At 48.4% G+C, this 18830-nt stretch carries 16 protein-coding genes; 11 read left to right on the top strand and 5 right to left on the bottom strand.

What is annotated here, in order from left to right; translation table 11 throughout:
- Positions 1-115: 115 nt before the first annotated feature.
- From DMN77_RS23380 to DMN77_RS23365, 4 genes are all read right to left on the bottom strand, one after another.
- Positions 116-3379 carry a type 2 lanthipeptide synthetase LanM family protein gene (locus DMN77_RS23380; protein WP_179016445.1) on the bottom strand — a complete coding sequence of 1088 codons (3264 nt, stop codon included), beginning with the start codon at positions 3377-3379 and terminating at the stop codon, positions 116-118.
- A 104-nt stretch (positions 3380-3483) separates the two neighbouring features.
- Complete coding sequence (locus DMN77_RS23375) at positions 3484-4578, bottom strand: hypothetical protein (RefSeq protein WP_068779518.1); 1095 nt, start codon at positions 4576-4578, stop codon at positions 3484-3486.
- Between the two features lie 189 nt (positions 4579-4767).
- Entirely contained in the window at positions 4768-5004 is a 237-nt protein-coding gene (locus DMN77_RS23370; RefSeq protein ID WP_068779519.1) for a mersacidin family lantibiotic, read from the bottom strand.
- Positions 5005-5048: 44 nt separating this feature from the next.
- Positions 5049-5237, bottom strand: coding sequence for a mersacidin family lantibiotic (locus DMN77_RS23365; RefSeq protein ID WP_069188315.1), 189 nt, complete (start codon positions 5235-5237; stop codon positions 5049-5051).
- A gap of 238 nt (positions 5238-5475) precedes the next feature.
- Between DMN77_RS23365 and DMN77_RS23360 the strand changes: the two genes are divergently transcribed.
- The 11 genes from DMN77_RS23360 (at position 5476) to DMN77_RS23305 (ending at position 17766) form a co-directional block, all read left to right on the top strand.
- Positions 5476-5730 (top strand): response regulator transcription factor, encoded by a 255-nt coding sequence (locus tag DMN77_RS23360; protein WP_229520931.1) that lies wholly within the window; start codon positions 5476-5478, stop codon positions 5728-5730.
- Positions 5723-7867, top strand: coding sequence for a peptidase domain-containing ABC transporter (locus DMN77_RS23355; RefSeq protein WP_179016444.1), 2145 nt, complete (start codon positions 5723-5725; stop codon positions 7865-7867). Before DMN77_RS23360 ends, DMN77_RS23355 begins: the two co-directional genes overlap by 8 nt.
- Complete coding sequence (locus DMN77_RS23350) at positions 7851-9506, top strand: S8 family serine peptidase (protein ID WP_179016443.1); 1656 nt, start codon at positions 7851-7853, stop codon at positions 9504-9506. The genes DMN77_RS23355 and DMN77_RS23350 overlap by 17 nt, the downstream gene beginning before the upstream one ends.
- 255 nt (positions 9507-9761) lie before the next feature.
- Positions 9762-10349 carry a TOMM precursor leader peptide-binding protein gene (locus tag DMN77_RS23345; RefSeq protein ID WP_068779522.1) on the top strand — a complete coding sequence of 196 codons (588 nt, stop codon included), beginning with the start codon at positions 9762-9764 and terminating at the stop codon, positions 10347-10349.
- The gene (locus DMN77_RS23340; protein WP_179016442.1) at positions 10346-11743 is read left to right on the top strand and encodes a YcaO-like family protein; all 1398 of its coding nucleotides are present in this window, start codon (positions 10346-10348) and stop codon (positions 11741-11743) included. The genes DMN77_RS23345 and DMN77_RS23340 overlap by 4 nt, the downstream gene beginning before the upstream one ends.
- A 44-nt stretch (positions 11744-11787) precedes the next feature.
- Positions 11788-12534: a nitroreductase family protein gene (locus DMN77_RS23335; RefSeq protein ID WP_068779524.1), complete on the top strand. Its 747-nt coding sequence runs from the start codon at positions 11788-11790 to the stop codon at positions 12532-12534.
- Positions 12535-12756: 222 nt separating this feature from the next.
- Positions 12757-13143, top strand: coding sequence for a GntR family transcriptional regulator (locus DMN77_RS23325; RefSeq protein ID WP_068779525.1), 387 nt, complete (start codon positions 12757-12759; stop codon positions 13141-13143).
- A 350-nt stretch (positions 13144-13493) separates the two neighbouring features.
- Complete coding sequence (locus DMN77_RS23320) at positions 13494-14309, top strand: polyprenyl synthetase family protein (RefSeq protein ID WP_179016441.1); 816 nt, start codon at positions 13494-13496, stop codon at positions 14307-14309.
- A gap of 199 nt (positions 14310-14508) precedes the next feature.
- Positions 14509-14685, top strand: a complete 177-nt coding sequence (comX, locus tag DMN77_RS23315) for a competence pheromone ComX (RefSeq protein WP_157259339.1) — start codon at positions 14509-14511, stop codon at positions 14683-14685.
- A gap of 62 nt (positions 14686-14747) precedes the next feature.
- Entirely contained in the window at positions 14748-17129 is a 2382-nt protein-coding gene (locus tag DMN77_RS23310) for a sensor histidine kinase (RefSeq protein ID WP_179016440.1), read from the top strand.
- Entirely contained in the window at positions 17107-17766 is a 660-nt protein-coding gene (locus DMN77_RS23305; RefSeq protein WP_068779528.1) for a response regulator transcription factor, read from the top strand. Before DMN77_RS23310 ends, DMN77_RS23305 begins: the two co-directional genes overlap by 23 nt.
- Before the next feature lie 44 nt (positions 17767-17810).
- Here the strand turns inward: DMN77_RS23305 and DMN77_RS23300 are convergent, their stop codons facing one another.
- Positions 17811-18638 carry a TatD family hydrolase gene (locus DMN77_RS23300; protein WP_179016439.1) on the bottom strand — a complete coding sequence of 276 codons (828 nt, stop codon included), beginning with the start codon at positions 18636-18638 and terminating at the stop codon, positions 17811-17813.
- Positions 18639-18830: the final 192 nt, after the last annotated feature.

The raw sequence follows: 18830 nt of genomic DNA, 5'->3' as shown, positions 1-18830 counted from the left end.
CTAAGCGAAAATAGACCGCTTAACTCCTTGTTTTTTTACGAATATCTTCCTATTTCTTTGAAGAGGGTGTTCTAAGGTTTACTTTTGGGACACCCTCTTCAGGACTTGCGTATGATTACGTTTCTGGATGAATTTCCAGAGACAACACAGAAGGGACTAACTCTGGATTAATTAATCGCAATAACTGGTAACCGATACCTGAGTAACCCAGAAAGAATCCGGGTGTTTTTAATCCGCGGGGAATTCCAGTTCGGAATGATCCTGCTTTTTTCTTCTCGCTAATCATTTGGTTGGCTAGAGAATAAGCCTTCTCAATATGTTCCGGGCGTCCAAGCTTTCTTCCAGACTGAAGCAGCAGCTCACTATTACCCATGTCTCCATGGCAGAGACAGTGACTTGCTCCGATTCCACCCTTCAGTGTGGTATCGATGGCAGCTTCGATTTCAGCAAGCAATGCGGGTTTATCCATAGCCGGCATATCATACATAAGAACTCTACCCAAGCCAATTCCGGCAGAACCGTGGCACCAATATTTAGCATGGTAGGCTTCTGGTCCAGCTTTACGCAGATCGGCCCAGTTCCCCTGCTTGATCGAGTACAAGGAGCGCTCAAAGGCTAAAGCTTGCTCTGCATGTTCATGGAATTCCGCTCTTCCGGATGCTTCCCATAACGATTGCAGAGCCAAGGCAATACCGGCAGTTCCATGTGCAAAGCCTCCTAAAGGTTTTCGTGTCTGAAGAAGCGACGGCCAAGCGATGCCGCCTTCTGTCGGAACGGACTGAGACAAAAGGTGTTCTCCATAATCTATGGCGGCGGCCAATGCCTGTTCAATCTTGAATTTCTTATAGACCTGAAGCAGTACGAGAATAACTCCGGCTGCGCCGCCGAGCAGGTCATAGCAATGATCATTTTCAACGATGGTGCCTAGATGATCGACAAGATGAGTCTGGATATCTTTCCACGAAGGATCGGCAGCCCCGAGTCCGATGAACTGGGATAATACATAAAGAATGGAGGCCTGACCGTAAAAGGCGGAGCTGAAATTGGCATGATAGGGAAGCGAAGCCAGGGAGGTTTGCATGGCAAGGCGAGCAGCTTCCGTATAGGCCTGTTCTCCTGTAACTTTTCCGAGATATGCCAAAAAAAGCGCAGGACCTGCAGTACCGTCATATAATCCCCCTTTCATGGCGGATACGTTCCATTGTCCACGATAGTTCATTCCTACACCGATCCATGTGGCGTCCGAGCGGCTTTTGTTAAAGATGGCCTGCTCCAGCAGATAGTCTCCGATCTCAGTCGCTTGCTTAATATACTCGTCTGACGAATTTTCCGCTTGAGCACTAGAGGAAGCTGACGTGGCTTCATTCATGACACAAGTGGAATTATCGGAAGAACAGCATTCAGAATTCTTGGTGTTCCATTCCGCCGAACCGAGGATGGAGGAAATGATCCAGCCAGTCTGGCGTTCTTCTTCCGCCTCATCCAATGCGGTAAGTCGCTGTATGGCCAGATCATAGCTAGTCTCCGGGAAGAAGTCCGGAATGATCTTGCCCCGGCTATCGAACAAATCGCGGGAAGTAGGGGTCGTTATAAAATAAGGAATATCCCCCAGGAGCAGGTCTTCCCGTTCGGAAGCAATCGCTCGTTCATCCAGAACCGTATACCAGAGACGATCGAGCAGCTTCTCCCGTTCAATCGCATCTTTAGTGTAATTGGGATGGTTGGCTTCCATTAGAAAATTGGCGTAAAACTGGGTCGGTCTAAGAATGATCCGGATGGGAACATTCCTGAAAGGGGCCAACGGACCTGTGGATTCATCTAAGAGCTGTGCAAGATTCTGCCGCAGAATAGAACAAACCTTCCGGAATCCGAGTACGATGTCATCCACATAGTTGCTGGCATTCGTGTCCTGTCCGTTTAACATAGGTCTGTTGCTGGAAGGGCTGGAACATCTTGTTTTACGCACGAACCGCATTTCATCTGTATCCTCGTTCTCTACTTGTAATACCGGGAATGGCAGCGGTTGTTCACTTGCTCCTCCCATACCGCTCATTTCGATGCCGAAGCCTTCCTCGTTCTGATAAAGCAGGAGCGGTAATAATCCGGTGCCGATTACGGAATCAACGACTTTTTTCTTGGCCTCTACATCGGCAGTATCCGGGAAATTCAGGGCGGGCGCATTATGAAATAAGGTCTCCAAATCAATAGGGACCGGATGTTCACCTTTAGCAATTACATTTTCCATATGAAAATCTGTTCCACGCATACTGTATAAAATAGCGAGTAATCCCCCCAGGCGCTGATAAAAGAGCGCGACCTCAGAACCTGTGCTGCAGCTTTCTGGATTCACATATTCCTCCCAGCCATAGTCGCCTTTATCCAGCACATGAAGCGGTTTAAAGGCAGGCGAAAACCCCTTGTTGTTCAGCCACAACAGAAGCTTGCTGAAATGAAGGGAGGCCCCGAGAGGCTTTGGTTTATACATTAATATATCACCGGAATCCAGGTGCATACGCATAACGGAACGTCCTTGTTGGTGAGCGTCACCCATACCGGCCGAAAAGGTTTGTAGCCTGTGTATGCCTTGCGGTAGTGCTAGGGTCGTTATGATTTCATCATAGTCGTTGGAGAAGCGTATTACTGCTTCCAGTACGGCCTCAACGATAAAGCGAGTTCGAATCATCAGAATCCGAGCAAGCGTAGGGTATTCGCTAAAAATGAATTCTAATCCATCGATGTCACATAGTTTTTGTTTTACGAAGCTTTGAAATCTCTCTGCCGGCGTGCCGCCCTCCAATTCCTCCAATTTCTTCGCTACATGCAGTTCTAGGACCAGCGTTCGGGCACCGCACTGCAGCAAGCAGTCGGCCAGTTCATTGAGTAGTTTCTCCCGTACTGCCTCCGTATCCACGAATTGTTCGATCTTTTGGTTCATTGCGATGGCCTGATCCCATCTCTGTGCCGCCCACAGTAAAAAGGGACGAAAGGCCGAGTGGAGCTTCAGGTTGACAGGTTCTTGCGGGGAAATAGTGCGATTTAATCGCAATGCTTCTTGTAATTCAGGTAAGCCCACCCAATTGTAATAACTGTTTTCAGGCAGGGCTGCCGGAAGCTGCTGCGAGTTCATTACGGCCGAAATTACTTCGCCGAATCTTTCCTCTGTCCACCGTTCCGCGGCCAGCCTGCTGCGGAACTGTTTGTCATCCAAGAGAAGTGCGTCCTTTCTCCAACGTTCGATTTCGTTAGAATTCATCTCCATAGCTTCGTCATGAGGCTTGCAATGAAGCCCCAGCAGAGCTTCCCGTTCCTTGAGAAAAAGGGACGGGGCGTTTCGTTCGTTCAGCTCACCTTTGGCGGTTTTATCTATTAATGATGGCATTATAATCCCTCCCGAAATTCTTAATGCCTTAATGTTAGCACTGCCGCTTTGAGGTCGGTACTTCGCAAAATGGCGCTTTTTGCGAGAGCCAAGAGAAGGGACTGCTACAGTTGATTTTCAATTTGCGATAATATGTTCCGCTCGAGACGGTAGGTTCCGAACGGCCTGAACCAGCGGTCAAGCAGGACTCGAGCTTGGGATAAGTGCTCCATAGCTTCCTCTTTGTTACCCTGTACGGACAACAGAGCTGCCCAGGCTTTGTGATAGCTGTAGGGCTCGTTGTTTGGCAAAGCTTTTACAAGCGCTTCGGCTTCCTCGCAGGACCGTATGTCTTGCGGAGGATACAGCAATAAATGACTGGCGTATAAGCTATCTATCATAATCCGGGACACTGGAATGGAAGAATAGGGATGTTTAGTTAAACAGACAGGGCGAATATATTTTAACGCCTCTTCAGGTTGCCTTTTGTCGGCATAGTGAAGGTATAGATACATTCGCAGTTCATTCTCCTCAGCAAGCTGCTCCGGCGTACGTTCCGGCAAACCGTTCAATAACTGGGCGGCTGCGTTAATGATTTTTGGGTTCCAGTCGGCGGGTTGCCGTTCGGATAGATAATCCTTCTGGAGTATAACCCCGGCCATTAATAAATGAGCCCTTGCCGAACTCTTGTGCAGAAGTAAAAATAGCTTTCCGTCGGAATGAGTGGACCCGTTCGATAAGGGGAAGAGCGTGGCTGCTCCAACAACAAAGCTGATCCATAATAATAGCTCCTTGAATAGTGGCCAGAAAGGGGGGAGGAGCAGAATGAGCAGTGCGGTGAATAAACTTGCCGCAGGTCCGCCAAGAGCCATCCAGGACCACCTTCGGGCCATTACATTCAGATCTGCTGAGCAGGCCGAAAAACGCATCGTTCCACCAAAACGCAACCAGCTGTCGTTTGGTCGCAAGCGGATAGAGCCTTTCGTAAAGACGATCATCATCGGACCAACAATCAGCTCTTCGGGCTTCAGCCCTACCAAGGTGCCTATCAGCAAATGTCCTGTCTCGTGAGCGAGAACCGCAAATAGAAAGGCTGAGATCATAAGGGCTGCATGGGTAATTGCTTTTCCGGATGCCGGGAACAAAAGGACCGTGAGAACACCAATCAGGATTAATATGAGAATGAACGGCAGTGGTCTCAGAAGCCTCTTTATATTCATGGAAACACCTGCTTTCTTGATTATTTGCGGTAGGTTGCGATACCTCAATCATATATTCTTTTAATTAGGGATACAAACCCAAAAGACCCTATATATTCAAATTCTATTTATGCTGGGAATACAAAGTGTACAGCCGCATTTCGGCTGTACACTTTAAGGGATATGTGTTTATATATGGCATTTTTAACATTAGCAGCTTTTGATCGTCAATACGATGGTTACCCCTACTGCGATGCCTCCGCCTACCGCGGCGCAAGTTGCAGAAGATGCAGCAACCGTTGCAGCAACCGCACAGATCGGAGTTGTCTCAGGCTGTACGTCAGCTCCGCCGTATACGCGGGATAATTCAGAATGGCTAAGCTCTACTAGAGCCTCCCCCGAAGGATGAACCTGATTAAAAGCGGATAATACGTCTTCTCTTTTCATTTGAAATACCTCCCATTTTTAAATTTGAATTTTGACCAATCAGACTAGCATTTGGCGACAGACAAAATGACACCGATACCGACACCAACAAAAAACCCGCACAATGGTGTTGTCTCTGGCTGAACATCGGCACCGCCATGGACGCGCTTCAATTCCTCGTTGCTTAGTTCTATTAGCGCCATGCCTGCAGGGTTCTCCATATCCAAGGAGAGTAGAGCAGCTTGACGATTCATAGGTTAACCTCCTTTCTTTGTTTGCTTTGTTTCTTACGTCTCTAATCTTAATTTCGATTAAGCGGGTTGTGTACTACGCAAAATTGCAGTATTTTCCATACTCTTATTGCGCTGCTCCACAATGTTGCCCCGCCAATAATTTGTGGTAATCCGAAGCTGGATTTTCGGTGCAAGCGGGACCAGTTAATACTAATATGGAACTTGAAAAATGAATTATGGAAGGAGAGCTGATTACACCATGCATTTAAGCGAGAAGGAAAAGGAAGTGGCTATTCTGATTGCCCAAGGGATGAAGGATGTCGAGATCGCACAGAAGCTGTACATCAGCCGTAGGAGAGTTGGTGAGATTGTTTTTAGAATCAAAGATAAATGGGGGATATTTTCAAGGGTCGAAATAGGGATCATGGCTTACCATTATGGATGGATCTTCCCTCCGGAGTCGGCTGCAGAGGTTGAGATGGCGGGGATGAACAGGAGACTTACTCATGTATAGAAAAGTACCGTTCATCGAGCAAATGGAGGATTCCGAATGCGGGATAGCGTGCATCGCCATGGTGCTGGGCTATTATGGAACCTTTGTCTCCCTTCACGAGATCCGTGAACGGTACGGGATCAGCAGGGGCGGAAGTTCGCTCTTGCAATTAATCAATATCAGTTCAGGCTACAATTTGATAAGCAAAGCTTTCAAGGCTGATTTTGAACAACTTCTGAATTTACCGCTACCGGCGATTGCTCATTGGGAGGAGAAGCATTTCATTGTTATTGAACGTATAGGCAAACGAAGCGTGACAATTGTCGACCCGTCTTTTGGACGCAAAAAAATCAGCAGGGAAGAGGCACAGGGACTATACAGCGGATTTATTCTTTGCCTTGCCCCTGGCGAATCCCTGAAGCCGAGAAGGAAAAAAAGCAAGTGGAGTTTTTTTCTCACAATCGCGTTGAAGCAACCCAAATGGCTTTTGTATATTCTTGGCGTCTCTCTTGCTCTACAAAGCTTCGGCTTAATCGCTCCGAAGCTTACAGCTTACACTACAGACCATCTACTACTGAACTCCTCACAAGATAAAGCATCCATCATCGCTGTGGCATTACTCTCGTTGTTCATATTCTTTGAATTGTTCTCCATGCTAAGAGGTTGGCTGCTGGCCAAATTACAGTCGGCCATGGACTTGCTGATGATGGAGACGTTTATTGGCAAGCTGTTCCGGCTGCCGTATTCCTTCTTTGAATCGCGAACAGGCGGCGAGTTGCTCTTCCGTACCAATGCCAATGTGTATATCAGGCAGATTCTCTCTAACCGTATGGTAAGCATCATAATTGATTTCATTTTACTAATCTCCTATGCAGTCCTAATGTTCACAAGTTCGGTTTCGCTGGGAAGCATGGTAATTGGCGTGGGGGTTGGGATATTCAGTATTTTGATTGTTACGACGATGGTGACCCAGCAGTTTGCCAGCCGCGAAATTACCGAACAAAGCAGGACGCAAAGCTTCTTGGCGGAATGCATCTACGGTATAACGGACATGAAGCTGCTGGGGGCTGAGAACCATTTGTTTGGCACCTGGGGCCGTTTGTTCCGCACTCAACTCCGTACAACACAGAAGCGCAATATTTGGATTTCGCTATTGGACTCTTTTTCTACGGGAATTCAATTCATTTTGCCGCTGCTGTTGCTGTGGGCAGGGAGCGGTGCAGTTATTCAAGGAGACATGACCTTGGGGGGACTGCTTGGATTCAATGCGCTGGCCGCCGCATTTATGATACCTATTGTTTCGCTCGGGTCTGCTTATACCCAGCTATTGTCGGTAGGATCATATTTGCAAAGGATGCAGGATGTCGTTGAGGCAAAGCCGGAGCAGGAAGGGGGAGAAGCAGTGACGAGCTTGCAAGGGAGAATTGAGATGAACAACGTCTCCTACCGGTATTCACCCTTCTCCTCAGATGTTCTATGTAATGTGAATCTTGAAATTGAACCCGGTGAGAAGGTTGCCATTGTTGGTCCTTCCGGTTCCGGAAAAAGTACACTTGTCAAGCTGTTGTTAGGACTGTATCGCTGTACCGAAGGAGAAATACGTTATGATGGTCGGCTAATAGATGAATTGGAGCTTTCTTCATTACGGCGATGTATCGGCTCTGTTCTCCAGGACACGAGGCTTTTTCAGAGAACAGTCGAGGAGAACGTTCGTATGCTGGACGAACATATTCCTTTGGAACGAGTTGTAGAGGCCTGCATGACGGCCAATATACATGACGAAATTATGAAGCTACCTCTTGGCTACGCTTCGGTGGTTTCCGAGAACGGCACAAGCTTGTCTGGAGGACAAAGACAGCGCTTGCTTCTGGCGCGCGCGCTCATCAACCGTCCGCAGGTTTTATTATTGGATGAGGCGACCAGTGCGCTCGACAATCTAACTCAGGCGGAGATCGATAGGGCGCTGTCGGTCATGAAATGTACGAGGCTTGTTGTTGCCCATAGACTTAGTACTGTCATCAATGCCGACCGGATTATTGTAATGAGCGAGGGCAGGATCGCCGAGACGGGAACACATCAGCAGCTTCTGGCGAAAAAAGGGCTATATTATCAACTTTATATGAGTGAGGAGGAAAAAGAACATGAACTCGCAATTTAAGTCGGAAGTGGGAAATAAGAAAAGGAATCGCAGGCGAAAGATTATGTTTGTAATGGCGGTTGTTCTGCTTCTGGTAACGTCTCCAGGCCATAGTGGCGTACTTGCGGCGGTAATGGAGGGGGCGAATGGTGCAAAGGTCGAGCAGGAATACGGAAACCTTATTTCTCCGGTGTCGGTTACAGATATCACGTACCACCCTCTGCAATCTCTGGAATGGGACGAGGGTATTACATCGGGAGATCCGCAGAGCCGGCTCATTATGTTCAAGGAAGGCAGATTGCCTGCATATCCGGAGGAATTGCTGCAGCAGTGGCCGGATATTGAGATTACTCTGCTGCCTGAAGTAAGCATGCTGAAATTAACTGGTTATTCACTGGATCGGCTTCTGGATGCGGAAGCAGCGCTGACCGCAGCCTTTGCCTCTGATATTGAAGAGGTGGGAGAGGACCCTAAGATTACGATCAGTGATCAGGCTACGGACCCGTTGCAGGATGCCGGGATAGCTAGCAAAAAAACCTATAATATCCTGAACTTAAACAGACCGCAGTTTCCAAGTGCCCGCCGTCAAGAGGCAGCCGACAGTGTAACGGGCTCATCGCCGCTTGCTGCAGGTGCTCCATTATATCAAAGCTGGGGGTGGGATATTAAGGAGGTAACCGGAGACGGGCAAAGCCTATCCATGCAATCCGGAAATCATAATGTGGTCGTTGCGGTCATAGATAGCGGGATTGATGCTTCGCATCCAGATTTAAGCGGTAATGTCGTTAACGGAGGACGATCATTTGTACCTGGTGTCAACGATACCATAGATCGTCTCGGGCATGGAACGATGATTGCCGGCACGATCGCTGCCAATGGTCAGCTCTTGGGAGTCGGACCTAACCTGGGAATTTCGGCATATAAAGTGTTTGACGAGGGAGAGGCCGACAGTTCCTGGGTCGTTGAGGCCATTATTCAAGCCGTACGTGATAAAGTGGATGTTATTAATTTGAGTCTGGGCACTTATAAATCATTGATCAAACGTGAGGATCAAGCCATCTTAATCGCCTATGAACGGGCTCTGGCTTATGCTTATCTGCACGGGGTTGTCGTCGTGGCTTCGTCCGGTACCGATGGCCTGGATATTAGCAACCCGTTCCAATTGGCAGAAAACTTGGGCTGGGGGAAGAATTTGGCGGTCCATGCTCCGGGTGGTCTCCCTGGTGTCATCACCGTATCGGCGACAAATCGGGAGCATGAACGAGCTTTTTATTCGAACTATGGCTTACGTAATATGATAGCTGCGCCAGCCGGTGATTATGGCAGCACATGGTTCACCAAGGGAGAGTTGAATCTGTTAAGTATGTGTCTCACTACTTATCCTACTAACCTGCCCCAGTCGTATCTTAGCCAGCTTGTCGGTTTGCCTGCAGGCTACGAATTTATGATTGGAACGAGTCTCGCCGCCCCCAAAGTTTCAGCCGCCGCCGCCCTGCTTATTGCGGAGGGACGGGAAAAAGGCAAGCCGATGAGTCCGGAGGATGTCAAGCAGATCTTGTTCCGCAGTGCCACAGACTATGGAGTGACAGGTCCGGATACGGACTTCGGAGTGGGTGTGGTCAATGTATACGAGGCTCTAAAAAATACAATGAGTAAGTGAGGAAAGGCAACAACGATCCGCTGTATTCTGGGATTACTCGATTTCTTAACCCCATTCGTCATGTTCGCTCGGGTAGGAATGTCTGATCCTAGCTTAACGGAAATTGCAGAAATGATTGCATGCTATCGCTTTGTTGTAGACGGAGGATGGGCGATTACTTAAAACTTTCTAGGGGGAGGTTGAAGAGATGTATTTCGGAGTATTTGAGGAGGAAAATGTAAGAGGCTTAATTGTTGGGAAAGGTGGCCGATCCATATGAGTCAGGTCACGATTCTGTACGAGAAGGAGGCTGTTAATCTGGCGGATCCGCTCGAAGGCTTGCTTGCAGGACTGGGCGTTGAAGTGAGCACAGTAAGTAAGTTTGCGGATGTTAGCATAGATTCCGAGCTGGTTGTCGTGCTGCAGGCTGAACAATGGGGGGAAGCGTTCAATACCTATGCACTGGAGCAGGGGATCACTTGGCTGCCTGTACAATTTTCCCACTCCACAGGCAGAATTGGACCGATTATCGTTCCCGGTTATTCAGCTTGTTATGAATGCGCGCAGCGGCGCGGCAGTTCGAACGGCCTTGCTCCTCTGGAGGCGAGGGATATCATGTTCGATCTGTCCTGGTCTGTACTGAGCGGTGTAATCGCCATCGAGACGGCAAAATGGATCTCGCGCCATACGAGCAGCTATCCACCGTTATCGCTCGGTCATATGATTGATTTTGACGCCTTCCACCTGCAGGGGGACGTGAATCCGGTCTACAAGGTGCCGACCTGTCCTTCCTGCGGAGCCAGGAGCCAGGCTCATCTCGCCGCACAGCCTTGGCGCGAGTCGGACCTGGTGCTTGGGCCATGAGCCGTACGTTGATTCGAAGGTCGGGAGGGGCGAGTTATGCAGGCCGCCCTGGGACCGACAACGCCGTGGTTTCGGTTCAGCTTCAAGGCTTGACATCAACCGTGCCAGATCATTTGCGGAAGGCGATTAGTCCGCATGGGGGCATGGTCAGGGAATTAATGAATTTAAGTTCGGACCCTGGGGATCCCAGACTATATTTGAGTTTAGCTGTTCCGGCCAACCCGAAATTTCTCGCGGAGGGACAGCATGGTCTGATCGATTTCTTAGCCCGCGGAGTGGGATTGACGCTGGAGGAGGCCAATACGACCGCTGTTGCGAAAGCGATTGAGCGTTATTGTGCCGCTTACGTTATTCCGGAACGTCTGGTACTTGCAAGTTGGGAAGAACTTGGCGAGGATGCACTGCATCCGGCCGAACTTCCGTTATTTACAAAAGAGCAGTACGAACAGTGGCAATTTCCATATCAGCCCTTCACAGAGCGATCCAAGATTCGCTGGGTGCATGGCCGCAGTCTGACAACGGGCCGAACGAAATGGGTACCGGCCGCAATCGCCTGGGACTCGTATGTCCCGCAGAGCGGAGATGAGGAAGCGATATGCTTCGGCCTCATGACCGGGTCGGCGGCGGGAACAACAAAGGAGCAGGCTATGATTGAAGGTCTGCTCGAGATCATCGAGCGGGATGCCTTCATGATTATGTGGTACAATTCGCTCTCGCTGCCGAGACTGGATACCCGCCATTTGTCCGTTATGGATCATTTCAAGGAGCTGCTCGATCCGAATAAATTCGAGTTAACGATGATCGATACAACGAGCGACATCGGTATCCCTTCCGCATTGGGTCTGCTGATGACCCGCGAAGGCAAAGTATCGGTCGGCGGATCGGCCCGGCTATCGATGGGGGAAGCTGTATACAAGACGCTGCTGGAGATAAGCCAATTGTTCATCGGTAATAAGTCGCAACTCTATTCGAAATCGCTCCCGCCGCTGCTGCCGCATCAGGTCACTGATTACGGATTGAGGCAACCTTATTATGAACAGCCCTTTGCCCATGAAGAATTAGCATTCGCCACGGCTTCCAGCGAGTTCCGATCCGTCCAGCCGGCTCCGCCTATTGCAGCGGGTACGGAAACGGAGCGCCTTCAATATATCGTTCAGCAATTTGCAAACCGGGGGCTTGAAGTGCTGTGTGTCGACTTAACCACGGACGATGTCCGTCAACTTGGATTGCATTTCGTCAAGATGATCGTTCCGGGTACGGTCCAGCTGCCGCGCAGCGAGAAGGAGCGGATTATTACCAGTGAACGGATCTATAAGACGCCGGTGGAGCTGGCCCTCCGAACAGAGCCGATCCAGCCGCAAAATTTGAATCGCAGCCCGCATCCGTTTCCATAAAGATCACCAGCTTTCACTCATCAAATCATAAGGATGTGATACCCATGCAAATCAAATATATGGATTGGCGATCCGATCAGGATTTGGAGGAGGAGCATTTGGCGATGACTTATCATCTCAACTCCAATCATTATCCGCAGCTGGATGTATTGACCCGATCACGCATGAAAATGCTGAAAAATCTGTTCATGCAGATGAATCAGGCAGTAACGCCAGCCAAGCGTTATTATGCCGCGGAGCGGTTCAAGGTCGATGAACTCTATCAAGAGGGCCATCCCTATATAGCCGAGTTGATCGCAGGCCTGGAGAAGCTGCAGCGCACGACCGTCCCGTTCTGGGATTTCGAGAGCCTGAAAGGCCTGGGTCCAACCGATAAGCTGGACGCTCTTGATTTATATTTTTTGTCCAAGAGTCAGACCGATGGAAACTACGAGCTCTTCTATTACAGCCCGGTAGAGAAATTCATAGAATATGTCAAGGAAGAGGAGGATCCACGCTGGTGGAGCAAGGCTTTTGACAAAAGCCTGGAATTTTGCGATGGGGACTTGGCCTTGTTCATCACCGCGAATATGAACCGCAGCATCAGGCTGTTCGGAGAGCGGGGCTACCGCCTATGCATGCTTGAGGGCGGCCGGTTGACAGAGCGCCTTGTGCGCAGCTCGCAAGAGGGCGGAGGCTCATCGCTCGTTCCGGTAATGACGTTCTATGATAAGCCAGTGCAGGAGCTGCTTGGCGTGGATGGCTATTATGATGTTGTGTTGTCGAGCCTCATATTTCGCGGGGAGGAATAGGGATGTACGAATATAAATTTGAGAGAGTTGATTTGCGCGGAATTATCGAGAATAAACCGGTCCAGGACTATCATGAGGCGCATGCCAGACAGGGATGAAGACTGCTGCAAATTTTCGCCCCCAGTGCGCAAGGATTTGGAACTGCCAACCACTACGAGCTGATCTTCGAACGGGATGTTCAGCCCAATTAGGGCTTGCGTTATGCAGGAAGAAGGGATACGAATGAGCCGTATACTGCCTATCGTTATATCGCCGGAGTCCAATGAGCCCTTATATGTTCAGATTCGCGAACAGGTTCGGGCCCTGATTGTTAGCGGCGACCTGCCGGATGGCATGATGCTGCCCTCACTCCGTGAATTAGCCAGGGAGTTATGCTGCAGCCTTGTGACCGTACGCCGAGTATATACGGACCTTGAGCGAGAGAAGTTGCTGACGGTCAGAAAAGGGATCGGCACCTTTGTCAAATTTGAAAACGGCTGCTTCAATCACGAGTGGAGCTGCTCGCAAGTCAGTCGCGCGCTGGAAGGGGCTGTTCAGATGGCTCGGATGTATCAGATTACTTCCGAAGAAATGACGAATATGCTCCATCAGTTGTTATACTGCGACTAAATATAAAAAATATATTCCATGCTTAGGAGACTACTTGCCGAGCTTCAGGGCTTGCCATCAGAAATTAACAGAATAGAGCTTGCTTATAAAGTTTATTCGATGAATATTTCATGGAATAAACTTTTTTTCTTATAATTTTTTCCCGGTTATTTTTGCTAGGGAAGCAGGGGTTAATTCGTAGATATGGAATACATATAAAGAATTGGATATTTTTATAATTCATTTCATATGGAGGTTATAGTGTGGAGCCCTTTGCGGAAATACTAGAAATAGAGTTGCGCGAAAGTTTGAGAACCTATTTTAGTGTCCCACAGCTCTATGAACACGCACTCGCATGTCTTGAGGACAAAATGCAAGAATCTTCTATGCTATTGGGCCGAATGACCGTACTTCATTATCGGATGTTCGCAGGTGGAGACACAAAGGACATTTACCGGGCAGCTGCGGCGATCGAGCTGATGATGCTTAGCTTGGACATCATTGATGACATACAGGATAAGGATAACGGGAAGATGGCCTGGAATCAGCTGCCGTCCGAAATCGCCCTGAATATCGGTATCGGTATGCTGACTCTCTCCGGGGAGCTTATTCTATCAACCGGTTTCCCGGATGAACGGAGATTAGCGGCGGCGCAGCTTCTTAATCAAGGGATTCTTATCGCTGTGAACGGGCAAATGACGGATCTGTACAACGATATCGGCTCGGAAGAAGAATACATTGAGATGGTATCGCAGAAATCGGCGGCCCTTCTCGTTACCGCGAGTATGATCGGTACGGTGCTGGCGACTGGTGAATGGATCGAGGAAGTCAAGTTGTATGCGGAGCAGTTGGGTATCGCCGCCCAGATCAAAAATGACATTCGTGACCTGCTTAATTGGGATGATAAGAATGACTTTTTGAATCGGAAAAAGACGCTCCCGACGCTGTACTTGCTGCAATCCGTCCCCGAAGAGGCACACTGGATCATCGATTATTTCGAGGGGCGTCTTGATTTTGCCGATGTTGTAGGACGCAGGCAGGAGGTTGAGCAGATGATAGAATCAACGGGAACGCTGATCTATACCTCCGTCCGCATGAGAACGCACTATTACCGTTATTTGGATCATATCGAACGTCTTAATCTGGAGCCGCACTGGAAGGAGAAGATGCTCTCTTTTGCAGAATAAAGGCTGATGCCGCGGGATATTGAAAATTTTGCCCCATATACTAAGCAACCGCAAATGGCGGCCGCAAATCACGCAAGTCCCGCAAAAAGGTTTGCGGGAAATACGGGAGCGGTTGTCGTTTTCAACGTTTGAAATGACCTGTATATTGGGCTTAAGAGGAAAACCTCTTAATCAAATAACCCAATTGGAGGGATTTAAGATGTTGAAGGAACTGATTCAAGCAATGGTTAAAGATTCCGGTGCAATGATGAATATTCGGACAGGACAGCTTCAATTGGCAGGCATGAGCGCCGTCGAGGAAAGAGCATTAATCGATGTGCTTAAAGACCAAGGAGATATGAGTAAAGAACCGCTTCGTTTTATTCCATGGTGCTAATAACATCATTCTTATAAAGAATGCTGATTAAGTGAACTAATCTAAAATGTGAGGGAACAACATTGGCACATAAAACAAAAATGTCGGTATTCATAGTTCTTATAAGCATTCTTGTAGGATATCTATCTTTCTCCATATATAAGAACCCCTTTATCGGAGCGCTAGTTGCTGATCAGGGCACAGGACAGTATGTGGTCACAGAGTTCTCTTCCAAGAGCAGCTGGGGGAACGGGAGAATATTAGTCGGGGATACGATTCTGGAGGTAAACGGCCAGCCGGCGAAGGACTTCTTCACGATTAAGACATACGGCTTGCTGGAGAGGGCATCTTCGATCGTTCTGAACCGGGTAGGTGAGGATGGCACACCAAACATTATTTTGCTTCACGTATCCAATGAGCTATCGTTGAATGAATTGATGATCCAGCTTATCTCGCCGCTTATCTCCGTACTTCTATTCTCCGGTTTATCCCTCTTCGTATATCAGAGGAAGAAGGGCGATCCGGCCGCCATTCAGTTGATTCTGTTTTTTTTATCGATCGGAATCGCTTATTTAAGCTCGCTCTCTTCAGGAAGAGCTGACCCGATAGGCAGACTGACCATGACGTTTGCCATTCTCATGGTGCCGATCTTCTTCCTGCAATTTATGACGTATTATCTGGATCGCTATCAGGAGAAAATGATTAGTCGCTATTCTCTAGGATTTTTCTATACCGTAGTTTGTATCGTTCTTGGACTCAATATTTGCAAAATAATATTTAATTACGGATCGCCAAGTGTCATATCAACCTTGATACTGATCTATTTTATAGGTATTAATATTTATATTGTCTTAAGATTGGCGCAAAAGTTTATTGCTCATCGCCACGGACCGTTGAAGTCTTTATTTAAATTAATTTTGATCGGACATATAACGGGCTTTTTCCCGTTTGTATTTTTGTTTGCTGTGCCCCAGTTGTTTGGCATATCCTTTTTATCTCCGGAAATCGCTGCGGTATTTCTCTTGACTATTCCAATTGTTTATTTGTATATGTTCACGACTAAGCAGTTGTTTGATATTGATTTTCTAATCAATCGGGTTTTCTATTATGCCAGTCTGTCCTTTTTGCCTACACTTGTCATCTGTTTGCTGACGGTGCTTATTTTGAATCAGAATAATCAATCCTGGGTCAAGTGGTGTCAATTGTTTCTCGCTTGCTATTTATTGATTACGCTGATGCTGTTCCTGAAAGAGTATGCGGATCTGAAGCTGCGGCCAAGGCTAAATAAGGATCTGCATAATTTTCAAGGCAGTCTCAATCGGTTCTCTGCTCGAATATCACGCGTTATGAAGCGTTCTGACCTGGAACGCGTATTGGAGCAGGAAATTTATAGTGTGCTGCCGGTCAAGAAAGTGGCTTTTCTTGAGATCGATACGGATCAGCTTGGGGAGCTTAAGCTGGATGAATCGCTTGCCGATATCCGGAAGTCTGTGATTGAAGCAGTCCGGGGCTCGGCGAACCATTTAATGATTGGAACTGTGCTTAATGTGGAGAGAGGCATCTGCGTGATTGCCGGCAAGAAGCAGAGTATTCTGCATTTGATGTGGCTGGATGTGAAGGGGAACAGGACCAAATATAATCTGGATGAACTGGCCTGGCTGCGCACGCTGGCTAACTACAGTGCGATCGTATATGAGAATTTGTATCTGATTGAGAGCCTGGTTGAGGAATTGGAGGTAGAGTTCCAGAAGCAGAAGGGAGCCGACTCTTCGCCATGGCTGCTGCGATTGATATTCAAGCTGGCTGAGAAGGAGCGGCGCAAGCTGGCCTCGGATCTTCATGATTCGGCGCTTCAGGATCAATTGATCTGGTATCGCAATCTGGAATCCGCGATGTTGGACCATGATATGTCGCCGGAGCTTCATCAGAACCTGGTCGATATTAGAGAAGGCTTGCTGGATGTTATTCACCAGATTCGCGAGACATGTAATGAGCTGCGTCCGCCTTTGCTTCAGGAGATGGGGATTGTCGAAGCTCTGCGGGGGTTGTTTGAACAGGCGCAGATCCGCTCAAATTATGTGATTGATTTTCAGTCCGATTCATTTACGGCGGATATTAATGATGAGCAGATGCTTACGATATTCCGTATCGTACAGGAGCTGCTTCGTAATGCCGGCAAGCATGCCAAGGCCTCTAATATTATCATAACCCTGGAACAAAAAAGCGATATATGGCTTACCTATAAGGATGACGGGATCGGGCTGAAGCTGGAGGATCTCAACGATTCCTATCAGCATATGGGTTTATCGGGCATTAAGGAGCGGGTGCATAGCCTGGAGGGAGCGATCCACTTCAGATCGGAGCCTGGAGAAGGGCTCGAAGTCCAGATATCATTACCGCTGGAGTCAGCAAGTATGGACAGAGAAAGCGAGGAGGATACAGATGGTTCGAATATTGCTGGTTGATGATCATCCCTCAGTAGGCGAGGGGACCAAAAATATGATTGAGCAGGACCCGGATATGAAGGTCACGGTGCTTATGTCTGCGATGGAAGCGATGGAGCTGGTGGAGGAGGAGAGCTTCGATGTGATGCTGTTTGATTTGAACATGCCGGTGATCAGCGGGATTGAGCTAACGAAGCGAATTATGAAGGTTAAGCCGGAGAGCCGCATTCTGATATATACAGGGTATGAGATCAGCCCTAATTTCAACATTCTCGTGGAATCGGGCGTCAGCGGCGTGGTCAGTAAGACCGCAACCCGTGAGCAGCTGTTAAATGCGATCCGTTGTGTTCTGCGCGATGAGGCAGTGATTCCGGTATCGCTGCTGCGTCAATTGCGGCGTAGAGAAATTCGCCTGAACCAGGGGCGGGAAGAGAAATCGATGGAAGAGGTGTCGATTAATGAGCGAGAGCAGGAAATACTCCAGGAGGTCTCGAATGGAAGCAGCAATAAGGAGATTGCCTCCAAGCTGTTGATGAGCCAGCGAACGGTCGAATATAATCTGACACGTATCTTCGAAAAGCTTAATGTGCGTTCACGATCGGAAGCGATTGTGGAGGCCAGACGGCTGGGGTTAATTCACTCCAGTGAGTTCGTATAAAAACGCAAAGAGAGAGCCATCCCATGGGATGGCTCTTTATGATATTAGGCAAGGCCATAGAAGCGGAGAGTGTTATCGTATAGCATCTTTCTGGCTTCCTCCAGCGGCAGGCCCCGAATCCTCGCCCAGGCAGCAGCTGCGTCATTGACCATTTTCGGGTGGGTGATCTGCCCGGTAAAAGGCCCTTCAAAAGGCCAGGGTCCATCGGTCTCCACCATCACCTGGTCAGCCGGGTAAACGCGAGCCAGATCGATAATTTCCTCTTCATACAGAATATCAGGAGTGAATGATACGTAGTAACCGGATTCAGCCATCCTGGCAATCGTTGCGGCCGATCCTTTAAACCAGTGGAAATGCGCCTTTTTGATCTCATATTGCTCCAGAAGATCGCAGACTCGGTCGGCATCGTCGTATACGGCATGCAGGATAACCGGCTTATTATGTTTCTTTGCGAAGTGGAGCATGATCTCAAGCAGTTGGACATATGGCTCCAGATCAAATGGCTTCCCCTGCTCAGCAGCTTCCAGCCGCGAATAGTAAGGCAGGCCAACTTCACCGACCGCAACCATCTCCGCGGTATGATTATCCATCCATTGCAGGAGCCGCTGCAGCGCCTCCTCGGAAGGCACCTTCTGTTCCGGATGATAGCCAAAGGCCGGGTATAAAAATCCAGGATATGATTCAGCGAGCTTCTGGTTCTCCTGACTGGATTCCAGATCCTTGGAGACAGCAATCATAGCCTTGATGTTATGGGCGCGCATGTCTTGGATGATGGCTGTCCTCTCATTTGCTTCATACATCTCAAAATGAATATGGGCATCCATCAAAGGCAGCCACTTGGGCCTCATTAGCGGTGAAAGATCTGAACTCATCAGCGATTCCTCCCTTTCCTGAACGTTCATTTTCACCTTTTACTATACATTTATGGCAGGTCTAATGCTATATCCTCGTGAAATATGGCGGATATGTCGTACAATATTAATTATGCGACATCACAACACGTCAACAGGAGGCTAATACCATGGAGCTACATAACTATATGATGGAAGTTTCGGAACAATATT

It is taken from the genome of Paenibacillus sp. 79R4, assembly GCF_013393165.1.
Lineage (GTDB): Bacteria > Bacillota > Bacilli > Paenibacillales > Paenibacillaceae > Fontibacillus.
The sequence above is the reverse complement of the archived record's forward strand: the minus strand, read 5'-3'. Positions and strand labels throughout refer to the sequence as shown.

Excerpts from the sequence above, each read along its gene's own strand:
- DMN77_RS23375 (WP_068779518.1), bottom strand. The coding sequence starts at position 4,578 with ATGAATATAAAGAGGCTTCTGAGACCACTGCCGTTCATTCTCATATTA.
- DMN77_RS23300 (WP_179016439.1), bottom strand. The coding sequence starts at position 18,638 with ATGAGTTCAGATCTTTCACCGCTAATGAGGCCCAAGTGGCTGCCTTTG.
- DMN77_RS23355 (WP_179016444.1), top strand. The coding sequence starts at position 5,723 with ATGTATAGAAAAGTACCGTTCATCGAGCAAATGGAGGATTCCGAATGC.
- DMN77_RS23305 (WP_068779528.1), top strand. The coding sequence starts at position 17,107 with ATGGTTCGAATATTGCTGGTTGATGATCATCCCTCAGTAGGCGAGGGG.
- DMN77_RS23340 (WP_179016442.1), top strand. The coding sequence starts at position 10,346 with ATGAGCCGTACGTTGATTCGAAGGTCGGGAGGGGCGAGTTATGCAGGC.
- comX (WP_157259339.1), top strand. The coding sequence starts at position 14,509 with ATGTTGAAGGAACTGATTCAAGCAATGGTTAAAGATTCCGGTGCAATG.
- DMN77_RS23370 (WP_068779519.1), bottom strand. The coding sequence starts at position 5,004 with ATGAAAAGAGAAGACGTATTATCCGCTTTTAATCAGGTTCATCCTTCG.
- DMN77_RS23360 (WP_229520931.1), top strand. The coding sequence starts at position 5,476 with ATGCATTTAAGCGAGAAGGAAAAGGAAGTGGCTATTCTGATTGCCCAA.
- DMN77_RS23325 (WP_068779525.1), top strand. The coding sequence starts at position 12,757 with ATGAGCCGTATACTGCCTATCGTTATATCGCCGGAGTCCAATGAGCCC.
- DMN77_RS23350 (WP_179016443.1), top strand. The coding sequence starts at position 7,851 with ATGAACTCGCAATTTAAGTCGGAAGTGGGAAATAAGAAAAGGAATCGC.
- DMN77_RS23365 (WP_069188315.1), bottom strand. The coding sequence starts at position 5,237 with ATGAATCGTCAAGCTGCTCTACTCTCCTTGGATATGGAGAACCCTGCA.
- DMN77_RS23335 (WP_068779524.1), top strand. The coding sequence starts at position 11,788 with ATGCAAATCAAATATATGGATTGGCGATCCGATCAGGATTTGGAGGAG.
- DMN77_RS23345 (WP_068779522.1), top strand. The coding sequence starts at position 9,762 with ATGAGTCAGGTCACGATTCTGTACGAGAAGGAGGCTGTTAATCTGGCG.
- DMN77_RS23380 (WP_179016445.1), bottom strand. The coding sequence starts at position 3,379 with ATGCCATCATTAATAGATAAAACCGCCAAAGGTGAGCTGAACGAACGA.
- DMN77_RS23320 (WP_179016441.1), top strand. The coding sequence starts at position 13,494 with ATGCAAGAATCTTCTATGCTATTGGGCCGAATGACCGTACTTCATTAT.